Source organism: Sphingobium sp. RAC03 (assembly GCF_001713415.1).
Taxonomy (GTDB): Bacteria; Pseudomonadota; Alphaproteobacteria; order Sphingomonadales; family Sphingomonadaceae; genus Sphingobium.
This window is the reverse complement of record NZ_CP016456.1, coordinates 96,766-119,887: the sequence shown is the minus strand read 5'-3', so window position 1 is coordinate 119,887 and position 23,122 is coordinate 96,766. Positions and strand designations below refer to the sequence as shown.

General features: G+C 58.4%; 22 protein-coding genes and 1 pseudogene. 18 read left to right on the top strand and 5 right to left on the bottom strand.

The annotated features are described in order from the left end of the window. Window positions 1-375: 375 nt before the first annotated feature. Window positions 376-1,338, bottom strand: a complete 963-nt coding sequence (locus tag BSY17_RS05170; RefSeq protein ID WP_069064692.1) for a LysR family transcriptional regulator — start codon at window positions 1,336-1,338, stop codon at window positions 376-378. 110 nt (window positions 1,339-1,448) lie between these two features. Between BSY17_RS05170 and BSY17_RS05165 the strand changes: the two genes are divergently transcribed. The 18 genes from BSY17_RS05165 to BSY17_RS05085 all read left to right on the top strand — a co-directional run bounded on the left by BSY17_RS05165 (window position 1,449) and on the right by BSY17_RS05085 (window position 18,971). Next, window positions 1,449-2,621: a muconate/chloromuconate family cycloisomerase gene (locus BSY17_RS05165; protein ID WP_069064691.1), complete on the top strand. Its 1,173-nt coding sequence runs from the start codon at window positions 1,449-1,451 to the stop codon at window positions 2,619-2,621. Between the two features lie 5 nt (window positions 2,622-2,626). Next, window positions 2,627-2,917, top strand: coding sequence for a muconolactone Delta-isomerase (gene catC / locus BSY17_RS05160; RefSeq protein WP_069064690.1), 291 nt, complete (start codon window positions 2,627-2,629; stop codon window positions 2,915-2,917). A 30-nt stretch (window positions 2,918-2,947) separates the two neighbouring features. Continuing rightward, window positions 2,948-3,874: a dioxygenase family protein gene (locus tag BSY17_RS05155; RefSeq protein ID WP_069064689.1), complete on the top strand. Its 927-nt coding sequence runs from the start codon at window positions 2,948-2,950 to the stop codon at window positions 3,872-3,874. 14 nt (window positions 3,875-3,888) lie between these two features. Beyond that, window positions 3,889-5,253 carry a Rieske 2Fe-2S domain-containing protein gene (locus tag BSY17_RS05150; protein WP_069064688.1) on the top strand — a complete coding sequence of 455 codons (1,365 nt, stop codon included), beginning with the start codon at window positions 3,889-3,891 and terminating at the stop codon, window positions 5,251-5,253. After that, complete coding sequence (gene benB / locus BSY17_RS05145; RefSeq protein ID WP_069064687.1) at window positions 5,250-5,765, top strand: benzoate 1,2-dioxygenase small subunit; 516 nt, start codon at window positions 5,250-5,252, stop codon at window positions 5,763-5,765. The genes BSY17_RS05150 and benB overlap by 4 nt, the downstream gene beginning before the upstream one ends. 11 nt (window positions 5,766-5,776) lie before the next feature. After that, window positions 5,777-6,562 carry a benzoate diol dehydrogenase BenD gene (benD, locus tag BSY17_RS05140; protein ID WP_069064686.1) on the top strand — a complete coding sequence of 262 codons (786 nt, stop codon included), beginning with the start codon at window positions 5,777-5,779 and terminating at the stop codon, window positions 6,560-6,562. Window positions 6,563-6,574: 12 nt separating this feature from the next. Beyond that, complete coding sequence (locus BSY17_RS05135) at window positions 6,575-7,282, top strand: CoA transferase subunit A (protein ID WP_069064685.1); 708 nt, start codon at window positions 6,575-6,577, stop codon at window positions 7,280-7,282. Next, the gene (locus BSY17_RS05130; protein WP_216095596.1) at window positions 7,279-7,944 is read left to right on the top strand and encodes a 3-oxoacid CoA-transferase subunit B; all 666 of its coding nucleotides are present in this window, start codon (window positions 7,279-7,281) and stop codon (window positions 7,942-7,944) included. Before BSY17_RS05135 ends, BSY17_RS05130 begins: the two co-directional genes overlap by 4 nt. Window positions 7,945-7,958: 14 nt before the next feature. After that, window positions 7,959-8,276 carry a 2Fe-2S iron-sulfur cluster-binding protein gene (locus tag BSY17_RS05125; protein ID WP_069064684.1) on the top strand — a complete coding sequence of 106 codons (318 nt, stop codon included), beginning with the start codon at window positions 7,959-7,961 and terminating at the stop codon, window positions 8,274-8,276. 2 nt (window positions 8,277-8,278) lie between these two features. After that, window positions 8,279-9,049 (top strand): alpha/beta fold hydrolase, encoded by a 771-nt coding sequence (locus tag BSY17_RS05120; protein ID WP_069064683.1) that lies wholly within the window; start codon window positions 8,279-8,281, stop codon window positions 9,047-9,049. A gap of 5 nt (window positions 9,050-9,054) precedes the next feature. Then, window positions 9,055-10,257 (top strand): 3-oxoadipyl-CoA thiolase, encoded by a 1,203-nt coding sequence (gene pcaF, locus BSY17_RS05115; RefSeq protein ID WP_069064682.1) that lies wholly within the window; start codon window positions 9,055-9,057, stop codon window positions 10,255-10,257. 20 nt (window positions 10,258-10,277) lie between these two features. Next, a complete protein-coding gene (locus BSY17_RS05110; RefSeq protein ID WP_069066799.1) occupies window positions 10,278-11,525 on the top strand; it encodes an NAD(P)/FAD-dependent oxidoreductase in 1,248 nt (415 codons plus the stop codon). A 355-nt stretch (window positions 11,526-11,880) separates the two neighbouring features. Then, on the top strand, window positions 11,881-12,582 hold the full coding sequence (locus BSY17_RS05105; protein ID WP_069066798.1) for a GntR family transcriptional regulator: 702 nt from the start codon (window positions 11,881-11,883) through the stop codon (window positions 12,580-12,582). A 255-nt stretch (window positions 12,583-12,837) separates the two neighbouring features. Further along, on the top strand, window positions 12,838-15,012 hold the full coding sequence (locus tag BSY17_RS05100) for a TonB-dependent receptor (RefSeq protein WP_171899190.1): 2,175 nt from the start codon (window positions 12,838-12,840) through the stop codon (window positions 15,010-15,012). Between the two features lie 56 nt (window positions 15,013-15,068). Next, window positions 15,069-16,253, top strand: a complete 1,185-nt coding sequence (locus tag BSY17_RS05095; RefSeq protein ID WP_171899189.1) for an MFS transporter — start codon at window positions 15,069-15,071, stop codon at window positions 16,251-16,253. Beyond that, entirely contained in the window at window positions 16,250-17,323 is a 1,074-nt protein-coding gene (locus BSY17_RS05090; RefSeq protein ID WP_069064679.1) for an aromatic ring-hydroxylating dioxygenase subunit alpha, read from the top strand. Before BSY17_RS05095 ends, BSY17_RS05090 begins: the two co-directional genes overlap by 4 nt. Continuing rightward, complete coding sequence (locus BSY17_RS20850) at window positions 17,320-17,751, top strand: GlcG/HbpS family heme-binding protein (RefSeq protein WP_216095594.1); 432 nt, start codon at window positions 17,320-17,322, stop codon at window positions 17,749-17,751. Before BSY17_RS05090 ends, BSY17_RS20850 begins: the two co-directional genes overlap by 4 nt. Then, a complete protein-coding gene (locus BSY17_RS05085) occupies window positions 17,748-18,971 on the top strand; it encodes an amidohydrolase family protein (RefSeq protein WP_069064678.1) in 1,224 nt (407 codons plus the stop codon). Before BSY17_RS20850 ends, BSY17_RS05085 begins: the two co-directional genes overlap by 4 nt. A 378-nt stretch (window positions 18,972-19,349) precedes the next feature. Here the strand turns inward: BSY17_RS05085 and BSY17_RS20845 are convergent. From BSY17_RS20845 to BSY17_RS05065, 4 genes and pseudogenes are all read right to left on the bottom strand, one after another. After that, a pseudogene (locus BSY17_RS20845) lies at window positions 19,350-19,751 on the bottom strand (IS66 family transposase); the annotation flags it as partial. A gap of 96 nt (window positions 19,752-19,847) precedes the next feature. Then, window positions 19,848-20,936, bottom strand: coding sequence for a VOC family protein (locus BSY17_RS05075; RefSeq protein WP_069064676.1), 1,089 nt, complete (start codon window positions 20,934-20,936; stop codon window positions 19,848-19,850). A 132-nt stretch (window positions 20,937-21,068) separates the two neighbouring features. After that, a complete protein-coding gene (locus tag BSY17_RS05070) occupies window positions 21,069-22,076 on the bottom strand; it encodes a LysR family transcriptional regulator (protein ID WP_237236425.1) in 1,008 nt (335 codons plus the stop codon). Window positions 22,077-22,088: 12 nt separating this feature from the next. Continuing rightward, a complete protein-coding gene (locus tag BSY17_RS05065; RefSeq protein WP_069064675.1) occupies window positions 22,089-23,006 on the bottom strand; it encodes an NAD-dependent epimerase/dehydratase family protein in 918 nt (305 codons plus the stop codon). Window positions 23,007-23,122: the final 116 nt, after the last annotated feature.

Here is a 23,122-nt window from a genome sequence, read left to right as displayed (position 1 = left end):
CGCACACGAAAATCCGGACAGTCCCGGTGACGCGGAAAGGTAGTCTCGACGACCCGCACCGTCGAGGACGCATGGTAGGAACCTACCGTCAGCGACTTGTCCCTTCGCCCGCTATCTTCAAGACTAGTCCGGCACCTTGCTCGATCATCGACTAAAGAGGGCATGTCTGCCTTCATTACTTGTACCCGACCAGTGGAAAGATCGATCCTTGACTGTTTTTACCGCGGCACTTGCCTGTGCGCGATATTCCTCGAAGCGCGGCTGCTGATTTAGTCGATGCATTGCAGGACATGGTTCTGGCTGGATTGGGCATAGCTTGTCAGGGCTTTTATAGAGGCGTCAAACAATTGTTCAAACGCGTCAGATGTGAGGCTATTAGACCCTTCGTGTTGCCGCGCTGATTGCAGACGACATCTCATGATTTTCGATTATAACCGCTGGTACTTCATAGCCCCAACTCGCATATTGACGGGCGATGATTGTAGTCATCAGCTTGAGTTCGGGAGATTGATCGCCAGGTCGATGGCTCATGATGATGGGCGATGTTGCCTGCTCGGCCAGGTCGCGAAAGGCCACATCATGGCTTCGCGCGCGCCGAACAGATTCTGGAACGATCGCCATTCCTTCTTCGGCTGCAACCAGACCGATCGCAATCTGAAGTTCACGCGCCTCATGGACGATGCGTGGCTCGATTGCATGGTCGCGGAACAGCGATATGACCTGATCGGCATAGCTGGGGCGGGGTGCGCGGGGGTATATGATCTGGGGTTCGTCGGCAAGATCGCGCAGCGATATCGGTCCATCGCCAAGCGCCAAGGGATGATCGATGGGGAAGGCGGCGATCAGCCTTTCGTGGCGCAGGATTACGCGCCGAACAGCCGGATCCTCGAAGCGAATGCGGCCGAAGCCGACGTCGATACGCCCGTCCTTGAGCGCTGCGATCTGCTCAAGCGTTGTGCTCTCGACCATCACCAGTTCAACATTCCTGGCTGCCTTGCGAAACTCCCGGATTAGCTCGGGCAGTCGAGCGTAGATGGTCGAGGCGACAAAACCGATCACCAGCCGACGGCTTTGGCTGGAGGCTGCGGCCTTCACCATTGTCTCGACATCCTCCATGCGGGCCAGCAGTTGCAGCGCCTGTGCATGGAGGAGGCGTCCGATATCCGTTAGCCTGAGCGGACGGCTCGCCCGGTCGAGCAAGGGGGCACCAACATGGGCCTCAAGTTGCTGAATCGCACGAGACAAGGGGGGTTGTGCAATGTGCAGCCTATCGGCGGCGCGATTGAAACTGCCTTCATCCGCCACTGCCACGAAATAGCGTAAGAGACGCAAGTCCATCACCGATTATACCTCAAAAGTATCGACTGTTGACCGCATTGATCTTTGAACGGATTTCGACGGCGGGGTAGCTGTGTCTTGAAACGTAAGCAATTAGGAGAGTCGCCGCAATGGCTGGATTGAGCCACGCCGATACCTTCATCGTCGATGTGCCGACGATCCGGCCGCATGTGTTGGCGATGGCGACCATGTACGCCCAATCGATGGTGATCGTCCGCCTTACTGATACAGACGGCGTGGAAGGGGTCGGGGAAGGGACCACGATCGGCGGCCTCAGCTACGGCGAGGAAAGCCCCGAAAGCATCAAGTCGGCGATCGAGACCTACATCATTCCCGTTCTTGAAACTTGCGATCTGACGCAGGTGGGCGCCACCATGGGCAAGGTTGCCCGCTGCGTGCGCGGTAACCATTTTGCAAAATGTGCGGTCGAAACGGCCTTGCTCGACATGGCGGGCAAGCGGCTCGGCATTGCGGTGTCCGAACTCATCGGTGGTGGCCGGGTGCGCGACAGTTTGCCAGTGGCCTGGACGCTGGCGAGCGGTGACACCGCGCGCGATATTGCCGAAGGCGAGCAAATGCTCGACCGTCGGCGTCATCGCATCTTCAAACTGAAGATCGGCAAGCGTGAGGTCCGTGATGACGTTGCCCATGTCGGCGCCATTTGCAAGGCGCTGGGCGACCGCGCCAGCGTGCGTGTGGACGTCAACCAGAACTGGTCGGAGGCGCAGGCCAAGATCGGCATGGCGATGCTGCATGATGTCGGGTGCGACCTGGTCGAACAGCCGATTGCGGGTGATGCGATCGCGGCGATGGCACGCCTTTCTATGAACCAGCCGGTGCCGCTGATGGCCGACGAGGCGCTCAACGGACCGCGCAGCGCGATGCGGATCGCCTCTGCGCATGCCGCTGGCGTTTTTGCACTCAAGATAGCGCAGTCCGGCGGCCTTTTCGCGACCGCACAGGTGGCCGCTATCGGCGCCGCTGCGGGCATCGGCCTGTATGGCGGGACCATGTTGGAAGGTGGTGTGGGTACGGTGGCATCAGCCCACGTCTTTGCCACCTTGCCGGAGCTGGCATGGGGAACCGAGTTGTTCGGTCCGCTGCTTCAGACCGAGGACATATTGCACCAACCACTTGGCTATGGCGACTTCTCGTTGAAGGTTCCGACCGGTCCAGGCCTGGGCATCGCCTTTGACGAGGATAAGCTCGCTTTCTTCCGGCGCGATCGGCCGAAATCGCTTGTTGGCGCGCCTATTCTTCTCCCCGTTTCCGCAGGAGCCTGAAACCCATGCTGTTCATGGTCGAAATGGACGTCAATATTCCGCTGGATTTCGATACGAACGAAGCTGCGCGGATCAAGGCAGCGGAAAAGGCCTATTTTCAGGAACTGCAGGCCGCAGGCACATGGCGCCATATCTGGCGCAAGGTGGGTCTCTATTCGAACGTCTCGATCTTCGACGTTGAAAGCAATGCGGACTTGCACGACACGCTGATGGCGCTGCCGCTCTATCCTTTCATGACCATGAAAGTGACGCCTCTCTGCCGCCATCCTTCCTCGATGCACGAGGATGATCGCTGACCAACTGATTGCAAGCTTAGGAGAGAAAATATGGGTACCAGCTTTGTAGAAACACCGGAAATCCAAAACCTGCTCGACCGTGTCGCAGGGTTGGATACGCAGAGGGGCGATGCTCGCCTGAAGGCGATCATGCGCGACCTGATCGAGTCGTGCATGACCATCATTGCCCGTTATGACGTCAGCGAGGACGAGGTATGGAGTGCTGTCAACTTCCTTCAGGGCGCGGCCGGCGCCGGGGAACTTGGCCTGTTGATGCCCGGTGTGGGCCTTGAACATTTCATCGATCTCTACCTCGATGCCAAGGATGCGCAAGCTGGCAAGCTTGGCGGCACGCCACGTACGATCGAAGGGCCGTTGTACGTGGAAGGCGCTCCGATCGTGGAAAGCGGCGCGTACCTGACCGACGATGCCGACGATACTGACACGCTCTACATGACCGGCCGGATCATGGGGCCTGATGGCGAGGCGGTGACCGAAGGCCTCGTTCATGTCTGGCATGCGGACTCCCACGGCTTCTACTCCCATTTCGATCCGACCCACGAACAGACACCCTTTAACAATCGTCGGCGCTTGAAGATTGCGGCGGACGGCACCTACGCTTTCTCCTCAAAGATGCCGAACGGCTATTCGGTGCCACCGGGCGGCGCATCCGACAGGCTGATGAAGGCTCTTGGTCGTCATGGTAACCGCCCCGCCCATGTGCATTTCTTCATCGAGGCACCGGGCTATCGCCGCCTGACCACTCAGATCAATTTCGGCGATGATCCGTTCGCGGCCGACGATTTTGCCTTCGGCACTCGCGAAGGGTTGCTGCCCGTGCCCAATCGTCAGGGCGACAGTGCATATATCGCGTTCGACTTCCACCTCCAGCGGGCTGAGGGCGAAGGCGATGAAGTCTTTTCGACCCGCAAGCGCCTGGCGGTAGATGCCGTCGAACCGGTCAAAGAACCGGCCTGAGAGGAGATAGGATCATGACGAGCCCCATGGCTTCCCTGCGCCGACGCGTCGAAACCGCAGTCGTGGACGATCCGGAAACCGGCATCTTCCGCTGCCGCCGTGACGTCTTTACCGATCCCGACCTGTTCGATCTGGAGATCAAATATATCTTCGAGAGCAATTGGGTCTATCTGGCCCATGAAAGCCAGGTCGAGCAAAAGAATGATTATCTTACCGCATGGATCGGCCATACGCCGGTGATCCTGACGCGGGCCAAGGATGGCGGTCTTAACTGCGTGGTCAATGCCTGCGCCCATCGCGGGGCAAAGCTGTGCCGCCGCAAGCGGGGAAATCAGCCCTTGTTCGTCTGTCCTTTTCATGGCTGGAGCTTCAAGACCGACGGCAAGTTGCTCAAGGCCAAGGATTCCAGCACCGGCGCCTATCCCGATAGTTTCGACCATGAAGGGTCGCACGACCTGACCAAGGTCCGTGTCGAAAGCTATCGCGGCTTCATATTCGGCTCATTGAATTATGACGTGCTGGCGTTGGAAGAGCATCTGGGCGAGGCCAAGGTCATCATCGACCAGATGGTCGATCAGGCGCCCGAGGGGCTCGAAGTGCTGACCGGCAATTCCACCTACACCTTTCATGGCAACTGGAAGATGCAGATGGAAAATGGCTGCGACGGCTATCATGTCAGTTCTGTCCATGAAAATTACCAGTCGACCATGGGCCGCCGTGCCGAAGGCGGGACCAAGGCGGTCGATGCCAATGGCTGGTCGAAGGCGCCGGCGAGCGGCGTCTATGGTTTCGAGCATGGCCATATCCTGCTCTGGACGCAGGTGCTGAACCCCGAAGTCCGGCCGGTCTGGAATTATAAGGACCAGCTCGTCGAGCGGCTGGGCGAGGACAAGGCGAAGTTCATTCTCGAACAGACCCGCAATCTGGCGCTCTATCCCAACGTTTTCCTGATGGATCAGTTTTCCACGCAGATCCGTGTGGTGCGGCCGATCGATGTGCATACGACGGAGGTCACCATCTACTGCTATGCGCCCAAGGGCGAGAGCGCACAGGATCGCGGCCACCGCATCCGCCAGTATGAGGATTTCTTCAACGTCACCGGCATGGGCACGCCCGATGATCTGGAGGAATTTCGCAGTTGCCAGTCGGCTTATGAGGGCGCTGGCGACCTATGGAACGACCTTAGCCGTGGTGCGACCCGCTGGATCGCGGGCCCTGATAAAAATGCGAAGGCCATGGGCATGAACCCGCTGCTGTCGAGCGAGCGTAGCGAGGATGAAGGGCTGTTCGTGCGCCAGCACGAATTTTGGGCGCAGATCATGCTCGATGGAATGGCCAAGGATGCGAGCGCGGCACCGATGATGGAGGCGGCGGAATGACACTGGTGCTCGACGCAGAGCGCGCGGCGCTCTCCTACCAGGACATTTGCGCCTTTCTCTATCGCGAGGCGCGGCTGCTCGACGATCGTGAGCTGGACCAATGGCTGGAATGTTATTCGGAGCAATGCGAATATTGGATGCCGGCCTGGACCGATGATGATGCGCTGACCACCGATCCGCATAGCGAAATCTCGCTCATCTATTATGGCAACCGCAAGGGGCTGGAGGATCGCGTCTATCGGTTGAAGACCGAACGGTCTTCCGCCAGCACGCCCGAAGCGCGCACCTCCCATTTTCTGTCGAACATCGAGGTGCTGGAAACCGCCGCCGACGCGATCGAGCTACGCTATAACTGGCATACGCTCAGCCATCGCTACCAGAAGACGCAGCAGTTTTTCGGTACGAATTTTGTGACGTTGGACGTCAGCGGCGAAGCGCCGAAGATCCTGAGGAAGAAGATCGTCCTGAAGGACGACTATATTCACCAGGTCATCGACGTCTATCATATCTGAGGGACCGGCTGATGATCTTCCAGGGACGTTTTGCCGGTAAGGTGATGGTTGTTACCGGCGCGGCGCAGGGCATTGGAGCCGGCGTTGCCATGCGCGCGGGCGAGGAGGGCGCCAATCTCGTCCTCGTCGATCGGGCCGAATTCGTAACCGAGGTGGAGCAGGCGATCGTTGCAGCGGGCGGCAAGGCCATCTCGGTGACCTGCGACCTTGAATCCTATGAAGGCGCGGCGCTGGCCATGGCGGCGGCGCTAGAGGCGTTCGGGCGTATAGACATTTTAATCAACAATGTCGGCGGCGCGATCCGTATGCGCCCCTATGCGCAGTTCGAGCCAGCCCAGATCGACGCGGAAATCCGCCGCTCGCTGATGCCGACGCTTTATTGCTGCCATGCTGTCCTGCCCGCGATGCTGGATCAGGGGGCAGGGACGATCGTCAACCTCTCGTCCAACGCCACGCGCGGTATTCGCCGTGTGCCCTATTCGGCGGCGAAGGGCGGGATCAACGGGCTGACGCAAGCCCTGGCGATGGAATATGCAGAGAGCGGCATCCGTGTCGTTGCCACCGCGCCCGGCGGCACGAGTGCGCCGCCGCGCCGCGTGCCGCGCAACGCCGAAGGCGACAACGTCCAGGAACAGACCTGGATGGCCGAAGCGGTCGAGCAGGTGACGTCGTCTGCCTTCATGAAGCGCTACGGCACGCTCGACGAGCAGATCGCACCGATCCTTTTCCTCGCTTCGGATGAGGCCAGCTATGTGACCGGATCGGTCTTGCCCGTTGCGGGCGGCGATATCGGCTGAAGGAACGAAGATATGCAGAAAATCTACGACAGCCCAGCACAGGCACTGGAAGGCCTGTTGTTCGACGGGATGACAATCATGTCCGGCGGCTTTGGCCTGTCGGGCAACCCCGAAAGCCTGATCCCGCAGATCCGTGCGAGCGGGGTCAAGGATCTGACCGTCGTCTCCAACAATGCCGGCGCCGACGGTTTTGGCCTGTGGATGTTGCTGGAAAGCCGGCAGATCAAGAAGATGATCTCCTCCTATGTGGGTGAGAACAAGCTGTTCGAGAGCCAGTATCTCTCCGGCGAACTGGAACTGGAACTGAACCCGCAAGGTACGCTTGCAGAGCGCATCCGTGCCGGCGGGGCGGGTATCCCGGCCTTCTACACCAAGACCGGCGTGGGCACGGTCGTTGCCGATGGCAAGCCGGTCGAGACGTTCGAGGGCGAGGACTATGTGCGGGAAACATGGCTGCGCGCGGACCTTTCGATCATCAAGGCCTGGCGCGCCGATCCGGCAGGCAACCTCATGTTCCGCAAGACCGCGCGCAACTTCAACCCGAACATGGCGACGGCTGGCAAGGTGACGGTGGTCGAGGTTGAGGAGATCGTACCCGAAGGCAGTTTCGATCCCGACTGCATCCATACGCCCGGCATCTATGTCGATCGTATCGTGCTCAGCACCATCAACGAGAAGCGGATCGAGAAGTTAACGGTTCGCGAGAGGGAAGCTGCATGATGCCCCAGGAGACCAAGGGCTGGACCCGTGAAGAAATGGCCGCGCGCGCCGCTAAGGAGCTTCGCGATGGCTATTATGTGAACCTTGGCATCGGTATTCCGACGCTCGTGGCAAATCATGTGCCCGAAGGCATCAAAGTGACGCTTCAGAGCGAGAATGGGATGCTCGGCATCGGTCCCTTTCCTTTTGCGGGTGAGGCTGATCCTGATCTCATCAATGCTGGAAAGCAGACGATCACCGCGCTGCCGACCAGCAGCTTCTTTTCCTCGGCCGACAGCTTCGCAATGATCCGGGGCGGTCATATCGACATGGCGGTGCTGGGCGCGATGGAGGTTGCCGCCAATGGCGACCTCGCCAACTGGACCATCCCAGGAAAGATGGTGAAGGGCATGGGCGGCGCGATGGATCTGGTTGCGGGGGTCAAACGCGTGGTCGTGGTGATGGATCATGTGTCGAAAAATGGCAGCCCCAAGATCCTTGACGCCTGCTCCCTGCCGCTCACCGGCAAGGCGGTCGTCGATCTCATCATCACCGATCTTGCCGTGATTGCTGTGGATCGTGCCAGGGGTGGCCTGACCCTTTTGGAACTGGCGCCGGGCGTAACCGAAGCGGAAGTCATCGAAAAGACCGGCGCGGCGTTGGCCATTCTCGAAGCTGCATAAGACTGGAATTTACCGTGCCCAAGCTGATCGTCGTCAACCGTGCGGGTGACGAAACAAGCGTCGATGCCCGTGATGGCGTCTCCGTGATGGAAGCCATTCGCGACAATGGCTTTGACGAGCTGCTCGCCTTGTGCGGCGGCTGCTGTTCCTGCGCTACGTGCCATGTGTATGTGGATGAAGAGTGGACCCGCGCGGTTGGCACTCCCGGTGAAGACGAGAATGATCTGCTCGATTCCTCCGACCATCGCGGCGATCGCTCGCGCCTCTCCTGCCAGATCATGATGACCGCCGGCCTTGACGGCCTGCGCGTCGCCATCGCGCCGGAGGATTGACCATGGCTTTTTGCCAGCGCCCTGGCGCCAATATCTACTGGAAGCGTGACGGCCGCGATGCGGCGCCTGCGCTGGTGCTGCTCAACAGTATCGGTACCGACATGGACCTTTGGGATGGCGTGCTGCCCCATCTGCGCGATCGCTTCGCGCTGCTGCGGATCGACACGCGCGGCCATGGCGGCTCGGTCGCGGAACCGGGCGACTATAGTCTGGGGATGCTGGCTGACGATGTGCTGGCGGTCGCCGATGCTGCCGGGTTCGACAGCTTTTCGATCGCCGGCGTGTCGCTGGGCGGCATGATCGGCATGGAAGTGGCGCTGCACGCGCCCGGCCGGATTAAGAAACTCCTGCCCATCTGCACATCAGCGACAATGGACAGCGCTTTGTGGAACGATCGCATCGCCAAGGTGCGGGGGGAGGGGATGGCGGCCATTGCCGATCTCGCCATGGGACGATTTCTCTCCGATGCTACCGAACCGGCCATTTATGAAGCCGTACGCCGCCAGCTGCTCTCAATGGATGCCGAAGGCTATGCCGGTTGTGGGGCGGCGATCCGCGATATGGATTTGGGCGATCGGATCGCGGGCGTTACCTGCCCGACGCTGGTCGTCACTGGCAGCCGCGACACATCGACGCCGCTCGAGGGGCATGGCGAGCATCTGCTCACCTACATTCCCGGCGCAGCGCATGTGGCGTTGGAGGCCGCGCATCTAGCGCCGCTTGAAGCGCCCGATGCGCTGGCGGGCGTCATCACCTCTTTTCTGGAAAGCTGAGACTTATGGCGCAAGCCTTTATCTGCGACGCCGTCCGCACCCCGATCGGCAAGCTCAACGGATCGCTTGCCACCATCCGCGCCGACGACCTGGCCGCGTTGCCGCTCAAGGCGCTGATGGCGCGCAATGAGAAGGCCGATTGGTCGGCGCTCGACGATGTGATCCTGGGCTGCGCCAACCAGGCAGGTGAGGATAATCGCAATGTCGCGCGCATGGCGGTGTTGCTCGCCGGGATGCCGGACGGCGTGCCGGGCGTCACCGTCAATCGCCTTTGCAGTTCGGGCCTTAATGCGCTGGGTATCGCGGCGCAGGCGATCCGCAGTGGCGATAGCGATTTCCTAATCGCAGGCGGCGTCGAGAGCATGACCCGCGCGCCCTATGTGATGGGCAAGGCCGGCAGCGCCTTCGGTCGCGATCAGAAGATTGAGGATACGACGCTGGGCTGGCGTTTCATCAACCCGGCGATGAAGGCCGCCTATGGGGTCGACACCATGCCCCAGACCGGTGAGAATGTTGCCGAACTATGGGACGTCAGCCGCGAGGAGCAGGATCGCTTTGCGCTGGCCAGCCAGGAAAAGGCGGCACGCGCGCAGGCGAGCGGTCGTTTTGCTGCGGAGATCGTGCCGGTGTCCATACCGCAGCGCAAGGGCGATCCGGTGCTGTTTGAGGCCGACGAGCATCTGCGCGCCACCAGCCTGGAGGCACTGGCGAAGCTCAAGCCCGTGGTGAAGGCAGAAGGCACCGTGACGGCGGGCAATGCATCCGGTCTCAATGATGGCGCGGCGGCCATGCTGGTCGCGTCCGAGGCTGCTGCTGCGGCACAGGGGCTGACGCCCCGGGCGCGTGTTATCGGCATGGCGGCAGCGGGCATCGCGCCCCGGATCATGGGGGCAGGGCCAATCGAGGCGGCGCGCAAGCTGCTGGCCCGCAACAGCATGACCGTCGATCAACTCGACGTGATCGAACTCAACGAGGCCTTTGCCAGCCAGGCAATAGCCACGCTGCTGGATCTGGGCGTCGATCCGTTCGATCCCCGCGTCAATCCCAATGGCGGGGCGATCGCGCTCGGTCATCCGCTTGGCATGTCGGGCGCGCGGATCGCGCTTTCGGCGGTTGAGGAACTGCACCGAACGAGTGGCCGTTATGGTCTGGCCTTCATGTGCATAGGCGTTGGACAGGGCCTTGCCTTGCTACTGGAACGGGTGTGACGGTCATGGCCAAGGCAAATATGGACAGCAGCGTTTCAAGCAGGGCCGATGTAGTCATCGTAGGCGCAGGCCATGGCGGCGCACAATGCGCCATAGCCCTGCGCCAGAATGGCTTTGCCGGCACCGTCACGGTCGTTGGTCGCGAACCTGAATTTCCCTATGAGCGACCGCCGCTGTCCAAGGATTATTTTGCGCGCGAGAAAGCATTCGAGCGGCTTCATATCCGTCCGCCCGCTTTCTGGGCCGAGAAAGATATCGACTTTCTGCTTGGCACCCAAGTCGATGCGGTCGATCCCGCAACGAAGCAGTTGGCGCTCTCCGACGGACGCAGCCTTGGCTATGGCAATTTGGTCTGGGCAACGGGAGGTGACCCGCGCCGGCTCACCTGCGCGGGTGCCGACCTGGCGGGAGTGCATGCGGTGCGCACGCGCGCCGATTGTGATGCCCTGATGGCAGAGATCGATGCGGGCAAGCACGATATCGTTGTCATTGGTGGCGGCTATATCGGGCTTGAAGCCGCAGCTGTCCTTGGCAAATTAGGCCTCAACGTGACGTTGCTGGAAGCGCTGCCCAGGGTTCTGGCGCGCGTTGCGGGGGAAGAACTGTCCGGCTTCTATCAGCAGGTGCATAGCGATCATGGCGTTGACCTTCGATTGAACGCCCGCGTCGAATGCCTGGAGGGCGAGAAGGGTCAGGTAACGGCGGTGCGACTGGAGGGTGGCGAACGCATTCCCGCAGAGGCGGTCCTTGTTGGCATCGGCATCATTCCGGCGGTCGAACCATTGATCCTGGCGGGCGCGACAGGGAGCAACGGCGTGGACGTCGATGCCTTCTGCCGCACATCGCTGCCCGACATATATGCAATCGGGGATTGCGCTGCCTTTGCCTGCGACTTTGCCGGTGGTCAGGTGATGCGCGTGGAGTCAGTGCAGAACGCCATTGATATGGCAAGCTGCGTGGCCAAGGCGATTTGCGGGAATGCCCGACCCTACAAGGCCTTCCCATGGTTCTGGTCTAACCAATATGATCTCAAGCTTCAGACTGCCGGCATCAACGTCGGCTTCGACGAGACTGTAGTGCGCGGAACGCCCGCCAACAGGGCATTCTCGGTCATTTATCTCAAGGATGGCAAGATCGTCGCGATTGATTGCGTCAACAGCGTGAAAGACTATGTCCAAGGTCGCAAACTGGTTGAGCAGGGCGTCAGACCTGACGTTGCAAAGCTGGCCGATTTAGGCACTGCGCTCAAAGAACTCGTCGAAGCGTAACGTCGATCAGATGAATGAGTAATATCACGGTCTGACTATGTGGAGGCCCGGGCGAAAAAACGGAACGAGCGCCCGGTTGGACTCAAGGCGTCAGTGCACGGGTTCACGCTATCACGACGAGGCGGGAGCCAAGCGCTGACTTTCATTCGCCTCGGTATGAGCCAAGTCCCGGCGCTGCTGGTCGAACCGGTCTAATGGCAACGATAAAAGACTGTCGATGCTTCCATTTTTATAGGCGTGACAGAAGCTTCGAAAAAAACGCCAGCGACCAAGCCGCTTTCATTGCTCTTTTTGAAATCCAACCTGCTTGTAGTCGATGTTGGCTAGCAGGGTCGGCGATGATAGATGCGGCAATATGGATTCGATCGTGCATCAGCCCGTCTCGTCTGAAACCCTCGTTGATGTTGTCGAAGGGCGATTGCGCGAGGATGTCATCAATGGGGTTTGGGAACCCGGCGCGCGGCTTGCTGTGGAGGATCTCAGGCAGCGCTATGCAACCGGAGCGACGCCTATTCGGGAAGCTTTGTCGCGCCTTTACGCCGAAGGTCTCGTCGCGATGGTGCATAATCGCGGATTTCGCGTGCCTTTGATGAGCCTAGAGGACTTGCTGGACATCTCCCGAACCCGCGCGGCGATCGAAATGGCCGCCGTACAGCATGCGGTGGAATTCGGTGACGGGCGTTGGGAAGATGCTATGCATTCTGCCTTTTCGATTCTTGAACGCCGAGCGCAGCAGACATTTTCGGGCGACACCGAGCGTCTCGCATATCATGACGCTCATCACGCGTTCCACGCCGCGCTGCTCTCGGGCTGCCGCGTCCCTCGCCTGATGGCGCTGCAGGCGCGGCTCGAGCTTCAGCACAGCCGGTACTATCGTCGATTGCCGTTCGGCATTGTCACTGGTCCCGCCCGATTGCTGGAGCATCGTAGACTGTTCGATCTGGCACTTGCACGCAATGCACCAGCTGCGGGGGCAGCCGTCGCGGAACACGTGATGCTGACTGCAAATTATGTGCAAGCTAAAAATTTCAAAGACTTAACAGGAACAGAAATATAATTTGTCGATAGAATGTGATTTTGTCGATAAAACTATTGATCTTTCATCCGTTTGGTCTGATTGTCCTCCTTAGTACCCGCAGAGGTGCGATCGGAGGAGGATATAAAAATGGTGGTTACGTCTCGCCTGTGTCTGGTAGCGGCCCTTTTCACCAGTACGAGTGCAGTTGCACAACTGATGCCCACTACTACCGTGACTGCTGTCGGTTCACAGGAGCGAGCAGCCGCGCCACAGAGCGGTCCGCAACCGGAGGGGTTGGGAGAAATCGTTGTAACGGCCCAGCGCCGCGCGGAGCGTCTTCAAGATGTCCCGATCTCCGTAACGGCGATCACTGCGGACACGCTTGCTACAGCTAATGTCCGTTCGCTTCAGGATCTGAGTGCGACTATACCCGGCTTCGTCGCGACAAGCAGCGCGGGCTACGGTGGGGCGCCGCTCAGTATTCGAGGTGTCGGCGGCGCGAACGGCGGTGGAAACTTCTTTGCTGATGAGCCGGTAGCCACATATGTAGATGGCATTTACGTCGGACGCCTAAGCGTCTCAACAAGCGATGTGGTCGATTTGGATACGATCCAGGTCCTGCGCGGGCCGCAAGGCACTCTTTATGGCCGCAATTCGACAGCAGGAGCGGTGCTGATCAATACCGCCAGGCCGACAGAGGAATGGACCGGTCGAAGTGAAGCCATGGCAAACAGCTTGGGCAACTGGCGCGTTGAAGGGGCAGTTTCCGGACCGCTCGTGGATGAAAAGCTGCTTGCACGGGTGGCTGCGGCTTTCAACAAGCGTGACGGCTATGGTGAAAACATCGTCACCGGCCGACAGGTAGGAAGTGGGCGCGACGTGACGCTGCGCGGATCTATCCGATATCTTCCTACCGAAGATCTTACCCTAGACCTAATTGTCGAGCATTTCGATCAGCACTCACAGCCGGCCTTGATCCGCCTCGCACAGATCACTGGCGGCACGACCGATAGCCCGTTCATTCTGCGACCGGACCTTAAGCAGGTTATGAAAAATAATATCTATGCATTCGATGAAAGGACCTACAACCGAATCAAGACCGATTCCGCCACGCTTTTAGTTGAATATGAAGGCGAGGCCGTTACTTTGAATTCAGCGACAGGATTTCGTCGGTTCGCTGTTAATGGACAGGCAGATGCAGATAACACAGCGCCTGCTGATCAGACAGGAGGCCCGCTTCGCGCCTTCAATGCTGCGCGCCTGCGTAACAATCAGATCACTCAAGAAGTGCGGATCGGGTCACCGGGCGGCAACGCTCCGTTCAACTGGACGCTGGGCGCATTTTACATTCATGAAAACAACGACGTCGATCCATTCAGGATCTACAACGCTAGCGCCTATTTCGGCCTTGGTACAAGCGCTGTCTTCCGTGCCCATCAGAAGCTGGACTCTTATGCAGCATTTGGCGATGCGAGCGTCGAGATTCTAGAAGGGCTTACCCTTCGTGGGGGTGCACGTTACAGCTACGAAAAGAAGCGTTTTGATGTCACCCAACAGGTCACAACCATCCAGGGCGGCTTTTCCCCAGCGGCAGGTCGCATCGTGCCGAGCGGCTTCGTCATTGCCGCTCCACCGACTTTTCGCGCCAAGGTCAAATTTGACAACTTCTCGGTTCGGGCGGTTATTGACTATAAGATTAGCGCCGACATCCTGTTATACGGAAGCTATAGCCAGGGCTTCAAGTCAGGCGGTTTCAATGCCTTTGGGCTGAGTCCAGCTTTTGAGCCGGAGACGATTGACGCCTATGAAGTAGGCATCAAAGCTGAATTGATCGACCGCATCCTGCGTCTCAATCTAAATGGTTTTACATATGGTTACGACAACCTGCAGGTACGCGTGCCAGTGCCTACCGGCGGAGTGAACATCCAGAACGCAGCGTCGGCCAAGGTTAAGGGAATCGAACTTGAAGCGGCGCTGGCACCTGCACGAGGGCTGCGCTTTGGCTTGACTGCGGCCTATCTGGACGCGAAGTTCAGCCAAGGCACGCTAACGCAGGTTCCACGGGCTGCGCGCTTCCGCTTGGGTGCCACGGTCCCACTCGAAGTCGTGAGCATTGATGGGAACCGGCTCAGTCGCGCACCGGAGTGGCAGGTTGCTGCTACAGCGGATTACGAAACCGAGATTGGCTCGGACCTCAAACTGGCTGCAGGCGTCAGTTACCGCTATCAAAGTAATTCGTTTTTCCTCGAGACCAGCCAGGACAGCGCTGCTTTCCGGTCGGGCGGTTGGAGCGAATTGGGCGCTCGCCTCACGCTGGCGCCGGTGGACGACCGCTGGAGCGTGACCCTGTTCGGCGATAATATACTCGACGATCGACACTTTACCCAAGTCACCGCTTTGAACGCCTTTCCGTTTGGCACGCTAAACGATCCGCGCCGTTACGGCGTGCGCACTGCGATCCGTTTCTGATGCGCGGCGAGCGGTCCGGCCGAGCAGAGTTCCGGCGGGGATGGCCAGTCGTCGCGATGGCTGCATTGGGGTCGGGACTTGGTATCTCAAGCCTGTTTACCTACAATATTGGATTGTTTGTCCCCGATTTGTCCCAGGAAATTGGGCTCACGCGGGGCCAGTTCGGAATGGCATTCTTTGCAGCTACCATCGCAATGGCTGTCGCGCTGCCGGTTGTAGGCAAAATCGTTGATCGCCACGGGGCCCGGCGCCCGACAGTGATAGGATCGACAATGCTGGTGGTCGGCTTCCTATTTCTGGGTAGTGTAACTCAATCGGTCCTTAGCTATTTCGTTCTAACTGCGGCGCTTGGACTGTTTGCCGTCGGCTCTGCCCCAATCAGCTACATGCGCGCGGTGAGCGTAACCTTCGACCGAGCCAGGGGCCTGGCTCTCGGCCTCACGCAAATGGGTATTGGTGTGTCGGCCGCTCTGGTGCCGCCGGTCATTGCAGCGGTCATCGCTGGTTCCGGCTGGCGGTGGGGTTATTATGCCTTGGCAGGGTTTGCTGCGCTGGGACTCGTGCCTGCTCTGATAGGCCTTCGTGGCAGGAGCGCCATGCCTGTGCCCTCGGGACCAGAAGGTCCACCGCTTCTGTCCTTGCCACTATTCCGTCACCAGCTCGCTGCCTTTGTCGTGATGGCCTTGGCTTTCGCGGGCTTCCTGCCCCATTTCGTACCAATGCTACGTGATGCAGGACTGTCTTCGTCACAAGCAGCGGCATTCGCTGCCCTAATCGGGATCTTTGTCATCCTAAGCAGAATTGCGATCGGGTGGCTCGCCGATCACGTTCATGCGCCGTGGGTTGCTGGGGCAGTCTGCCTGCTCGCGGCAGGCGGGTGCCTAGCGCTGCTGTTCGGCGGCGCCCCGCTCGCACCCGTTGCGGCGGCCGCTTTTGGGTGTGCGATGGGCGCAGAGGCCGACCTAGTGGGATTTCTTACCTCAAGATATTTTGGCACGGCAGTGTTTGGTCGGGCTTATGCCTTGCAATATGCAGGGTTCATGCTCGCCGCAGGTGCCAGCCCCGCTTGGATCGGGTTGTTGTTCGATCGCACCGGGAGCTATGCTGCCGCGCTTATTGTCACCTCCGGGCTCCTTGGCATCGCGGCCATATTGTTTGTGCTCATGCCGCGCTACCAACTTAGCGAACGGCCGAAAGATGGCGACATCCTTTCAGTACAGGAAGAAGGAAGCCTGCCATGAGTGCATCTGCACCGGATCCTGCTGCATCCTGGTATCCCCCTATAGCTACAGACCAGCGAAACTATCCTTACAACTGCTGGTGGGTGGCTGGCCTCTCATCGCAAATCGGAAGGAAACTTCTTGGCCGCTGGCTTCTGGATATCCCAGTGCTTCTCTACCGTAAAGAAGATGGAAGCCCAGTGGCGATTGAGGACCGCTGTCCACATCGAGCAGCGCCTTTGTCGCTCGGCACATTGCAGGGTGACGACGTGCAGTGCGGCTATCATGGCTTCACCTTCTCGTCGGAAGGTAGATGCCTACGCGTGCCCTCAATGAAATCACCGCCAGCTGCCGCGCGAGTGCGCTCATTCCCCGTGATCGAGCAAGGGCCCTTCATATGGATCTATATGGGCGATCCGGACCGTATCGATGACGCCCCTTTGCCGCACGTGCTGGAGTGGACCGAAGATCCGAGTTTTGCAAAAGTTGAGGGCATTATGGAGATTGCCGCCAATTACATGCTCTTAAAGGAAAATGTTCTTGATCTTACGCATTTCGGTTATGTTCATGCATCGAGCTTCAAGATAACTGATTGGGTCGATCCGCCGCGGTTCACTACCGAAGGCGATACAGTCTCTTATCATCAAAGCTTCAGCCGTAGTGCCCTGCCACCCGTTTTTGCCGAGCCACTCGGCATTGCAACGGGCACGCCCTATGATCGTGAAAATTACGGGTCCTTCATATCTCCAGCATTGCAGATCGCCGCTGTGGACTTGATAGACCCGGACAATGGAACCATCACCGGGCGGTTTCGGGTCACTCATGCGACGACCCCGATCGATGCTACGCACATGCTGTACTTTTGGATTGTCGCGCGCGATTTTGGCACCGATCCCGAGCAGATGGCGCACATCGAGGCCATTACAAAGACCGGATTTGCCGAGGATGAGGCTATCATCGAAGCTGTCCAGCGGGTCATGACACGCGATCCGCGCAGCAATCGGACCCGTGAGATCAGTGTGAAGATGGATACGGCGGCCGTGCAGGCACGGCGCATTGTCCAGCGCTGGATGGACAGGGAGAAAGCATGATGCTTACATTATCCAATGCTACAACAATCTGCGACGCAGCTCTTAGGGAGAGCGATGCGCTAGGGCTGCAGCCGCTTTGTATCGTAGTTCTCGACGCCGGAGGCCATGTGCTGGCTCTCAAGCGCGATGAACGAGCCTCCATATTCCGCCCTGAAATTGCAACTGCAAAGGCAGCCGGCTGTTTGGGGATGGGCTTTGGAGGTCGCGAGATTGCCAAGCGCGCAGCTGCAGTTCCGTCCTTTATAGCAGCACTCAATGGGATTTTTCCCAAGGGCATCCTGCCTGTTCCAGGTGGTGTACTAATCCGCGATGCAGATAGGCGACTGATTGGTGCCGTTGGGGTCAGTGGCGATACCTCTGACAATGATGAGTTGTGCGCAATAGCCGGGATTACCGCAGCCCACCTTATCGCGGACACGGGAGCATGAAACCGATCTTGTTCACAAACGTGTCTATCTTCGACGGTTCTGGTAGCGGTCTTTACCCCGGAGAAGTGTGCGTCAAGGGCAACCGTATCGCTGCGGTCGCCAAGGGCAATAATCAAATCGATCGGGAAAATGTCGAACTTGTTGATGGGAAAGGGCGGACACTAATGCCAGGGCTTGTTGAAGCCCATGCGCACCTTACCTGGCCGTCTTCTGTGGAGCGCGTCGTAAATACAATGAAGCTCCCGCTTGAAGAGCATCTGCTGGTGACGGCGCAGAATGCTCGCATCACCCTCGATCACGGCTTTACAAGCGCCTATTCCGCCGGGTCGCTGGGCGAGCGCTTCGAGGTGGCCCTGCGCGATGCAATCGACCGTGGTGCGCTGCCAGGGCCACGACTGCGCGCCTCGGCGCTCGAAAAAGGTGCTGAAGGCGTAATGGGCGTTCCCGAAGGTCATGATCCAACGCATGACCGGGACCTCAATGGCCTACGTAAGTACGTTGCGGAGATGAAAACACTCGGCTGCGACACTATCAAGTTTCTCTTATCGAGCGACGAAGGCTTTGCGCCAGGTGGTTCACAGGTTCTCATGTACTCCGAAGAGGAAACCCGTGCTATCGGTGAGGAAGCGCGCGAACAGGGGGTCTGGCTCGCCTGCCATGCCCAGGCGGCGGAGGCTGTGAAGCAGGCATGCCGTGCAGGCTTTCGTGCTATCTATCACTGTACCTATGCCGACGAAGAAGCATTAGACATGCTCGAAGCGCGCAAGAATGAGGTGTTCACGGCGCCTGCGCCTGGCCTGCTTTATGCTCGTGTCCACGAAGCCGGGGCGTTCGGGATCGGACTGGCGGAGGCTACGCGCATGGGGGCGGTGTCCGGGCTCGAACTGATGGCGGAAGTCTATCCAAAAATGCGCAAACGCGGGATTCGCGTCCTGCCTGGCGGTGACTATGGTTTTCCGTACAATCCGGTAGGGCGTAATGCGCGAGATCTCAAAATTTTCGTAGACCTGCTTGGCTTTAGCGCGGTCGACGTTTTGGTCGCCGCCACACGTCACGGAGGAGAATTGATGGCTATGGATGTGGGCGAGATAAGGGCCGGCAAGCTGGCGGACATTCTGCTCATCGATGGCGATCCCACCGTAGACGTAACGATCCTCGAAGACAAGAACCGCATGCCTGTCGTTATGAAGGATGGCTTGTTCTATCGAAACATGCTGTAATCTGCCGAAGGATCGGCCTACTACAACGCGGGAATTGATGTTCTGCAGGGCTCAAGATACTCCGCGCCCAAGCAACGTCGTGCGCGCATTTAAAGCAGCAACCAACGTAACGATTGCACGGGAGTTGATCATATAGCGATCCCATGTACGCTGGAATCAGGTCGTCGGCCCGGATTGCTGCGAGGCATCAGCGCAGTTGGAGGGGCATTCTTCGGACCGAAGCCTGGGTCGGCTATAATGTCCTGTTTGATGGTATGGACCCGGTGCGGACCGCAGCAACTGATAGTTCGCTGCGCGATTTAGCATCTTACTTGCCGAGGATGGCCTCGACGCCTTCCTGAGCGAGCACATCGCGGAATGCTGCATCGGCATCGCCGTCACACAGCGCAACACCCGTTCCGCTGCGTTGTTCGTGAGGCATACCCTGCCATCGACGGGGAGGTGGGTGATGGCGTCCCTGCGCGTAAGCATATAGTTGATGGCCTTGGCAAGATCATGGTTACGCGACTGCTTGGCGAGTTGGGCGTTCAATCAGTCGTGCAGTTTGGCGATCAGGGGCGTGCTCAACTCCTTACGCGCGGCAAGCCGCTCCGCCCGTGTCTTGCCGTTGATACCACGCTCAACGTCGAACAGGGCGTCCAGCTTTTGCACCGCCTCCAGCGCGACGGGATAGATGTGGCCAGTCCGCTCGCCGCGCCTCTTCTTGCGCACAGCGCCCTCAACGTCGGTAAGTTCGAAGAACTTCGTGCGGGGATGGGCAAAGCATCCCGCCTCCAGGATCGCTCGGTATCGACCAAGATAGTATTGGAGCCGGACGGATCATCTGGAGGTTGGCTGCTAATCAGAGCAGCGTAGCGGCCTACGCTACGCTGCAATTCAGATTGCGTGCTCGTCGTCTTGTGTCAGTCTTGCAAGGTCACCCTCGATCAGCTGTTTCCCAGGCTTTGTGCGACGGAACGGATCAAAGCTCCTGCGGTCCGCATCAAAGGACATATCCCAGGGGATATCATCTCCCCGGAAAATTGCTGGGGCATTGTGGGACCATAGTAGCGACCCAAACTTGAAGTCCCAGGCGCGCGGAACCCAGCCATCGTCAAGATAGTCGGTATCGGCGTGATACTCGGCCTCGCCAGCATGACCCGGAATTTCGCAATAATAATAAATTGCGCTGGAAATGCGGTGGCGCGATATACCGCCGCTTGTGTTCATCGTGCTGTTCTTCCAACCCTTATTGTCCATGATGTTCGCGCCGAGCATCACTTCGTCTATATCGTCCATACCAAAGGCGATATGCATGAACTTGAAATGGTCGGGGGCGATCGGCAAGTCGCAGTTCACCCAGAAGATTGAATGATGCTCGAACGTCCCGCCTGCCCGCGAAAAAATGCCGGTGCCCTTCGAGTGATCGACATAGCGAAACCCTAAGTGCCGCTCATAAAATTCGAAGCTACCGACATAGTCCGGGGAAAAGAAGACCACATGGTTGATCGTCTTGGGTATGGCGCGACCACGCCATATGCGATGTTGATTGAAACGCGGCCAGCTTGACGGTGTATTGACTGGGCTGGTTTCGGACACCACGGGATGCTTCTCCCACACCCGCGCAGCGATGGGTTGGCCGTCTGGGCATACACAGTGCAGCGTGCCATCAGCATCACGCGACACCACTACTTCTCCCGCTAGGCTTGTCGCGATCTTTTCGAGATTTTGGGCGGTATCAACCCCCCATACGGTCTCTTTAACGCCGTCCCCGGGGAAGGGATCAGGTGTTGGAAGTCGCGGATCGCCATGTTTGAGGACAATCACTCGGCTGCCCGACTGGAGTCGGAAGACGCTTTCATCATTGCTGGCGGATTCGAGCGGGAGGCCGAAATCGACCCAAAACCGAGTATGTTCGGCCACGTCCATGACGCCAAACAGGACACTTTCCACGCCAAGGACTGCTTGCGATGTTGCGAGGGCCATAGAAACTCCGGATTATTATCAGTCCATTGTTCTGGCAAATAGTAAGCGTCCGCTAAAGCCGATGTTTTCGGATCATTGCTATTGACGCGCTAGATGACTGGAAGCTTTGCTCGTCTCCGTTACGATAGCGTTTCACCGCTGCGGATGGTTCATTCGATACTCCGCCTCGATCATCGAGCGATCGATAGCCGAACCTGTATGCAACGGAATTACATTCCGCTCTGGAGGGGTACATGCGCTGGCGGCTGCAAGCAGCTGATCAACCATCCAACGCAGTGCCCGGTCATTGTTGTTCGCAATATTCCACTGTATCGTCTCTCGAATTGGAGGGATGGCAAAGGGAATTTCGCGCATCACCAAAGGCAGTGACCGGACGAAAACCTCAGCCATACGTCGATGCATGGTAGCCACCCGGTTGGTGCCAGCAATAAGTCCCGGAAGGGACAGGAATGTTGGTGCAACAACTTCAATGCGCCGTTGCTGCTTTTGCCGGCGGACGAACCAGTCATCGAAAGCTGGCACTCGCGCCTTGCCAAATCGGGCAGTAATATGCCCGAGTTCAAAGTAAAGCTCCCTTGTCATTGGAACCGACATCGCAGGATTATCACGAGAGCCGACGACAACGTAATCATCTTCAAACAGAAGCTGACTTGGATGGTCTGCAGAAATTGCATAGTCTATGGTCAGTAAAAGGTCGATATATCCTCGTTCGATCGCCTCAATAGGCGAGTCATGCATCGGGTGTATTTCAAACCGGATATTAGGCGCATCCCTTTCGAGATCGGCGATTACACCCGCTAGGAGTACCTCGGTGGAATAGTCCGAGGCCATGATCCGGATAACCCTTTCTGCAGTGGCAGGATCAAACGGCGGTGCGACAGCCACCGTTGTCCGGATCTGCTCTAGGACGGTGCGGACGGGATCGATCAGTTCCTCAGCACGAGCCGTCAGAATCATGTGGCGGCCTTTGAGGACGAGTAGGTCGTCCTCAAAATATTCACGAAGGCGGCCAAGAGCGCTGGAGGTTGCCGACTGCGACAGACAAAGGCGATCAGCTGCCATACTAACGCTTCGCTCGGTCAGCAAAGCGTCCAGTGCAACAAGCAGGTTGAGATCAAGCCGTCCGAATCGCATCGCCATCTCCATCGCCCCTTATATCAATGACAGGGCGTTACGGACGAGCGTAGCAGGGTTTCCATCATGGGCCAATCCGGCCTGCTCAGCGGCCCGCGTCTCAAGCCTTGGTTGCCTCGCAAATGCATTTTCAAGCTGCTGATCCGGCTTATACGAAACGAGGTCCGATGGAACGCCGCATTGTGATGCAATTTCCGCTGTTAGCGCTTCCATCGAAATGTGAATGGCAGGAAGTGTAACGGCTCGTGTCGGGGGTAACAGTCTACTGTCCAGAGTTATTGCCTCAACAAAATTTTCGGCGCATTTTTTCACTGATTGGGCCCAGATGGTTCCCTCTGCAGATACAGGACATTCAAACGGCTCGCCCTTCTTCAAGGCATGAAAAAGATCAGACATGAACGCAGACTTCATTCCGGACGGCCCTTTCGGCCGGGCCAAAATACCTGGCAGACGCAGCGTCACTCCATCGATCTCGTTACGATTGGAGAACATGGCGATGACGTCTTCCATCATCGCCTTGTGACCTGCATAGATCATTCTAGGGGAAAGCGGGGTTTGATCGTCGACCAAATCTGGCAATGCGTCACCAAACACCGCGATCGAACTGGCATAAACAACGCGCACACCAGGCCGCTTTTCAGAAGCTTCGACTAGTAAGTCGTACATCGCATCGACATTCACGCGCCGCGACGCAGCGGGATCGGCCTCTGCAGCACCCCCTGGCACGGTCGCCAAGTGGATCAGCGCATCATATGTCTCGCGTAGAAGGTCTTGTCGAACAGCGGGGTCTGACATTTCACCAACGACCTGCCGTATGCCGGCAAACATGCCGCCGCCGTTGACGTCAAGACCCACCACGTCATCGCCACGCAGGATTAACTGTTTGCTGATTTCGCGTCCAACAAAGCCGCCGGCACCTGTGATAATTACTCGCATCTTCCCTCCAATTCTTTGGCTGCGCGATATCAGGGCTTTGGAGACACGTCGTAACGATTCTGTCGATTGCCGCCTATTGACAGGACCAATTTGTCTGGTGACCGACATTCTGTAGA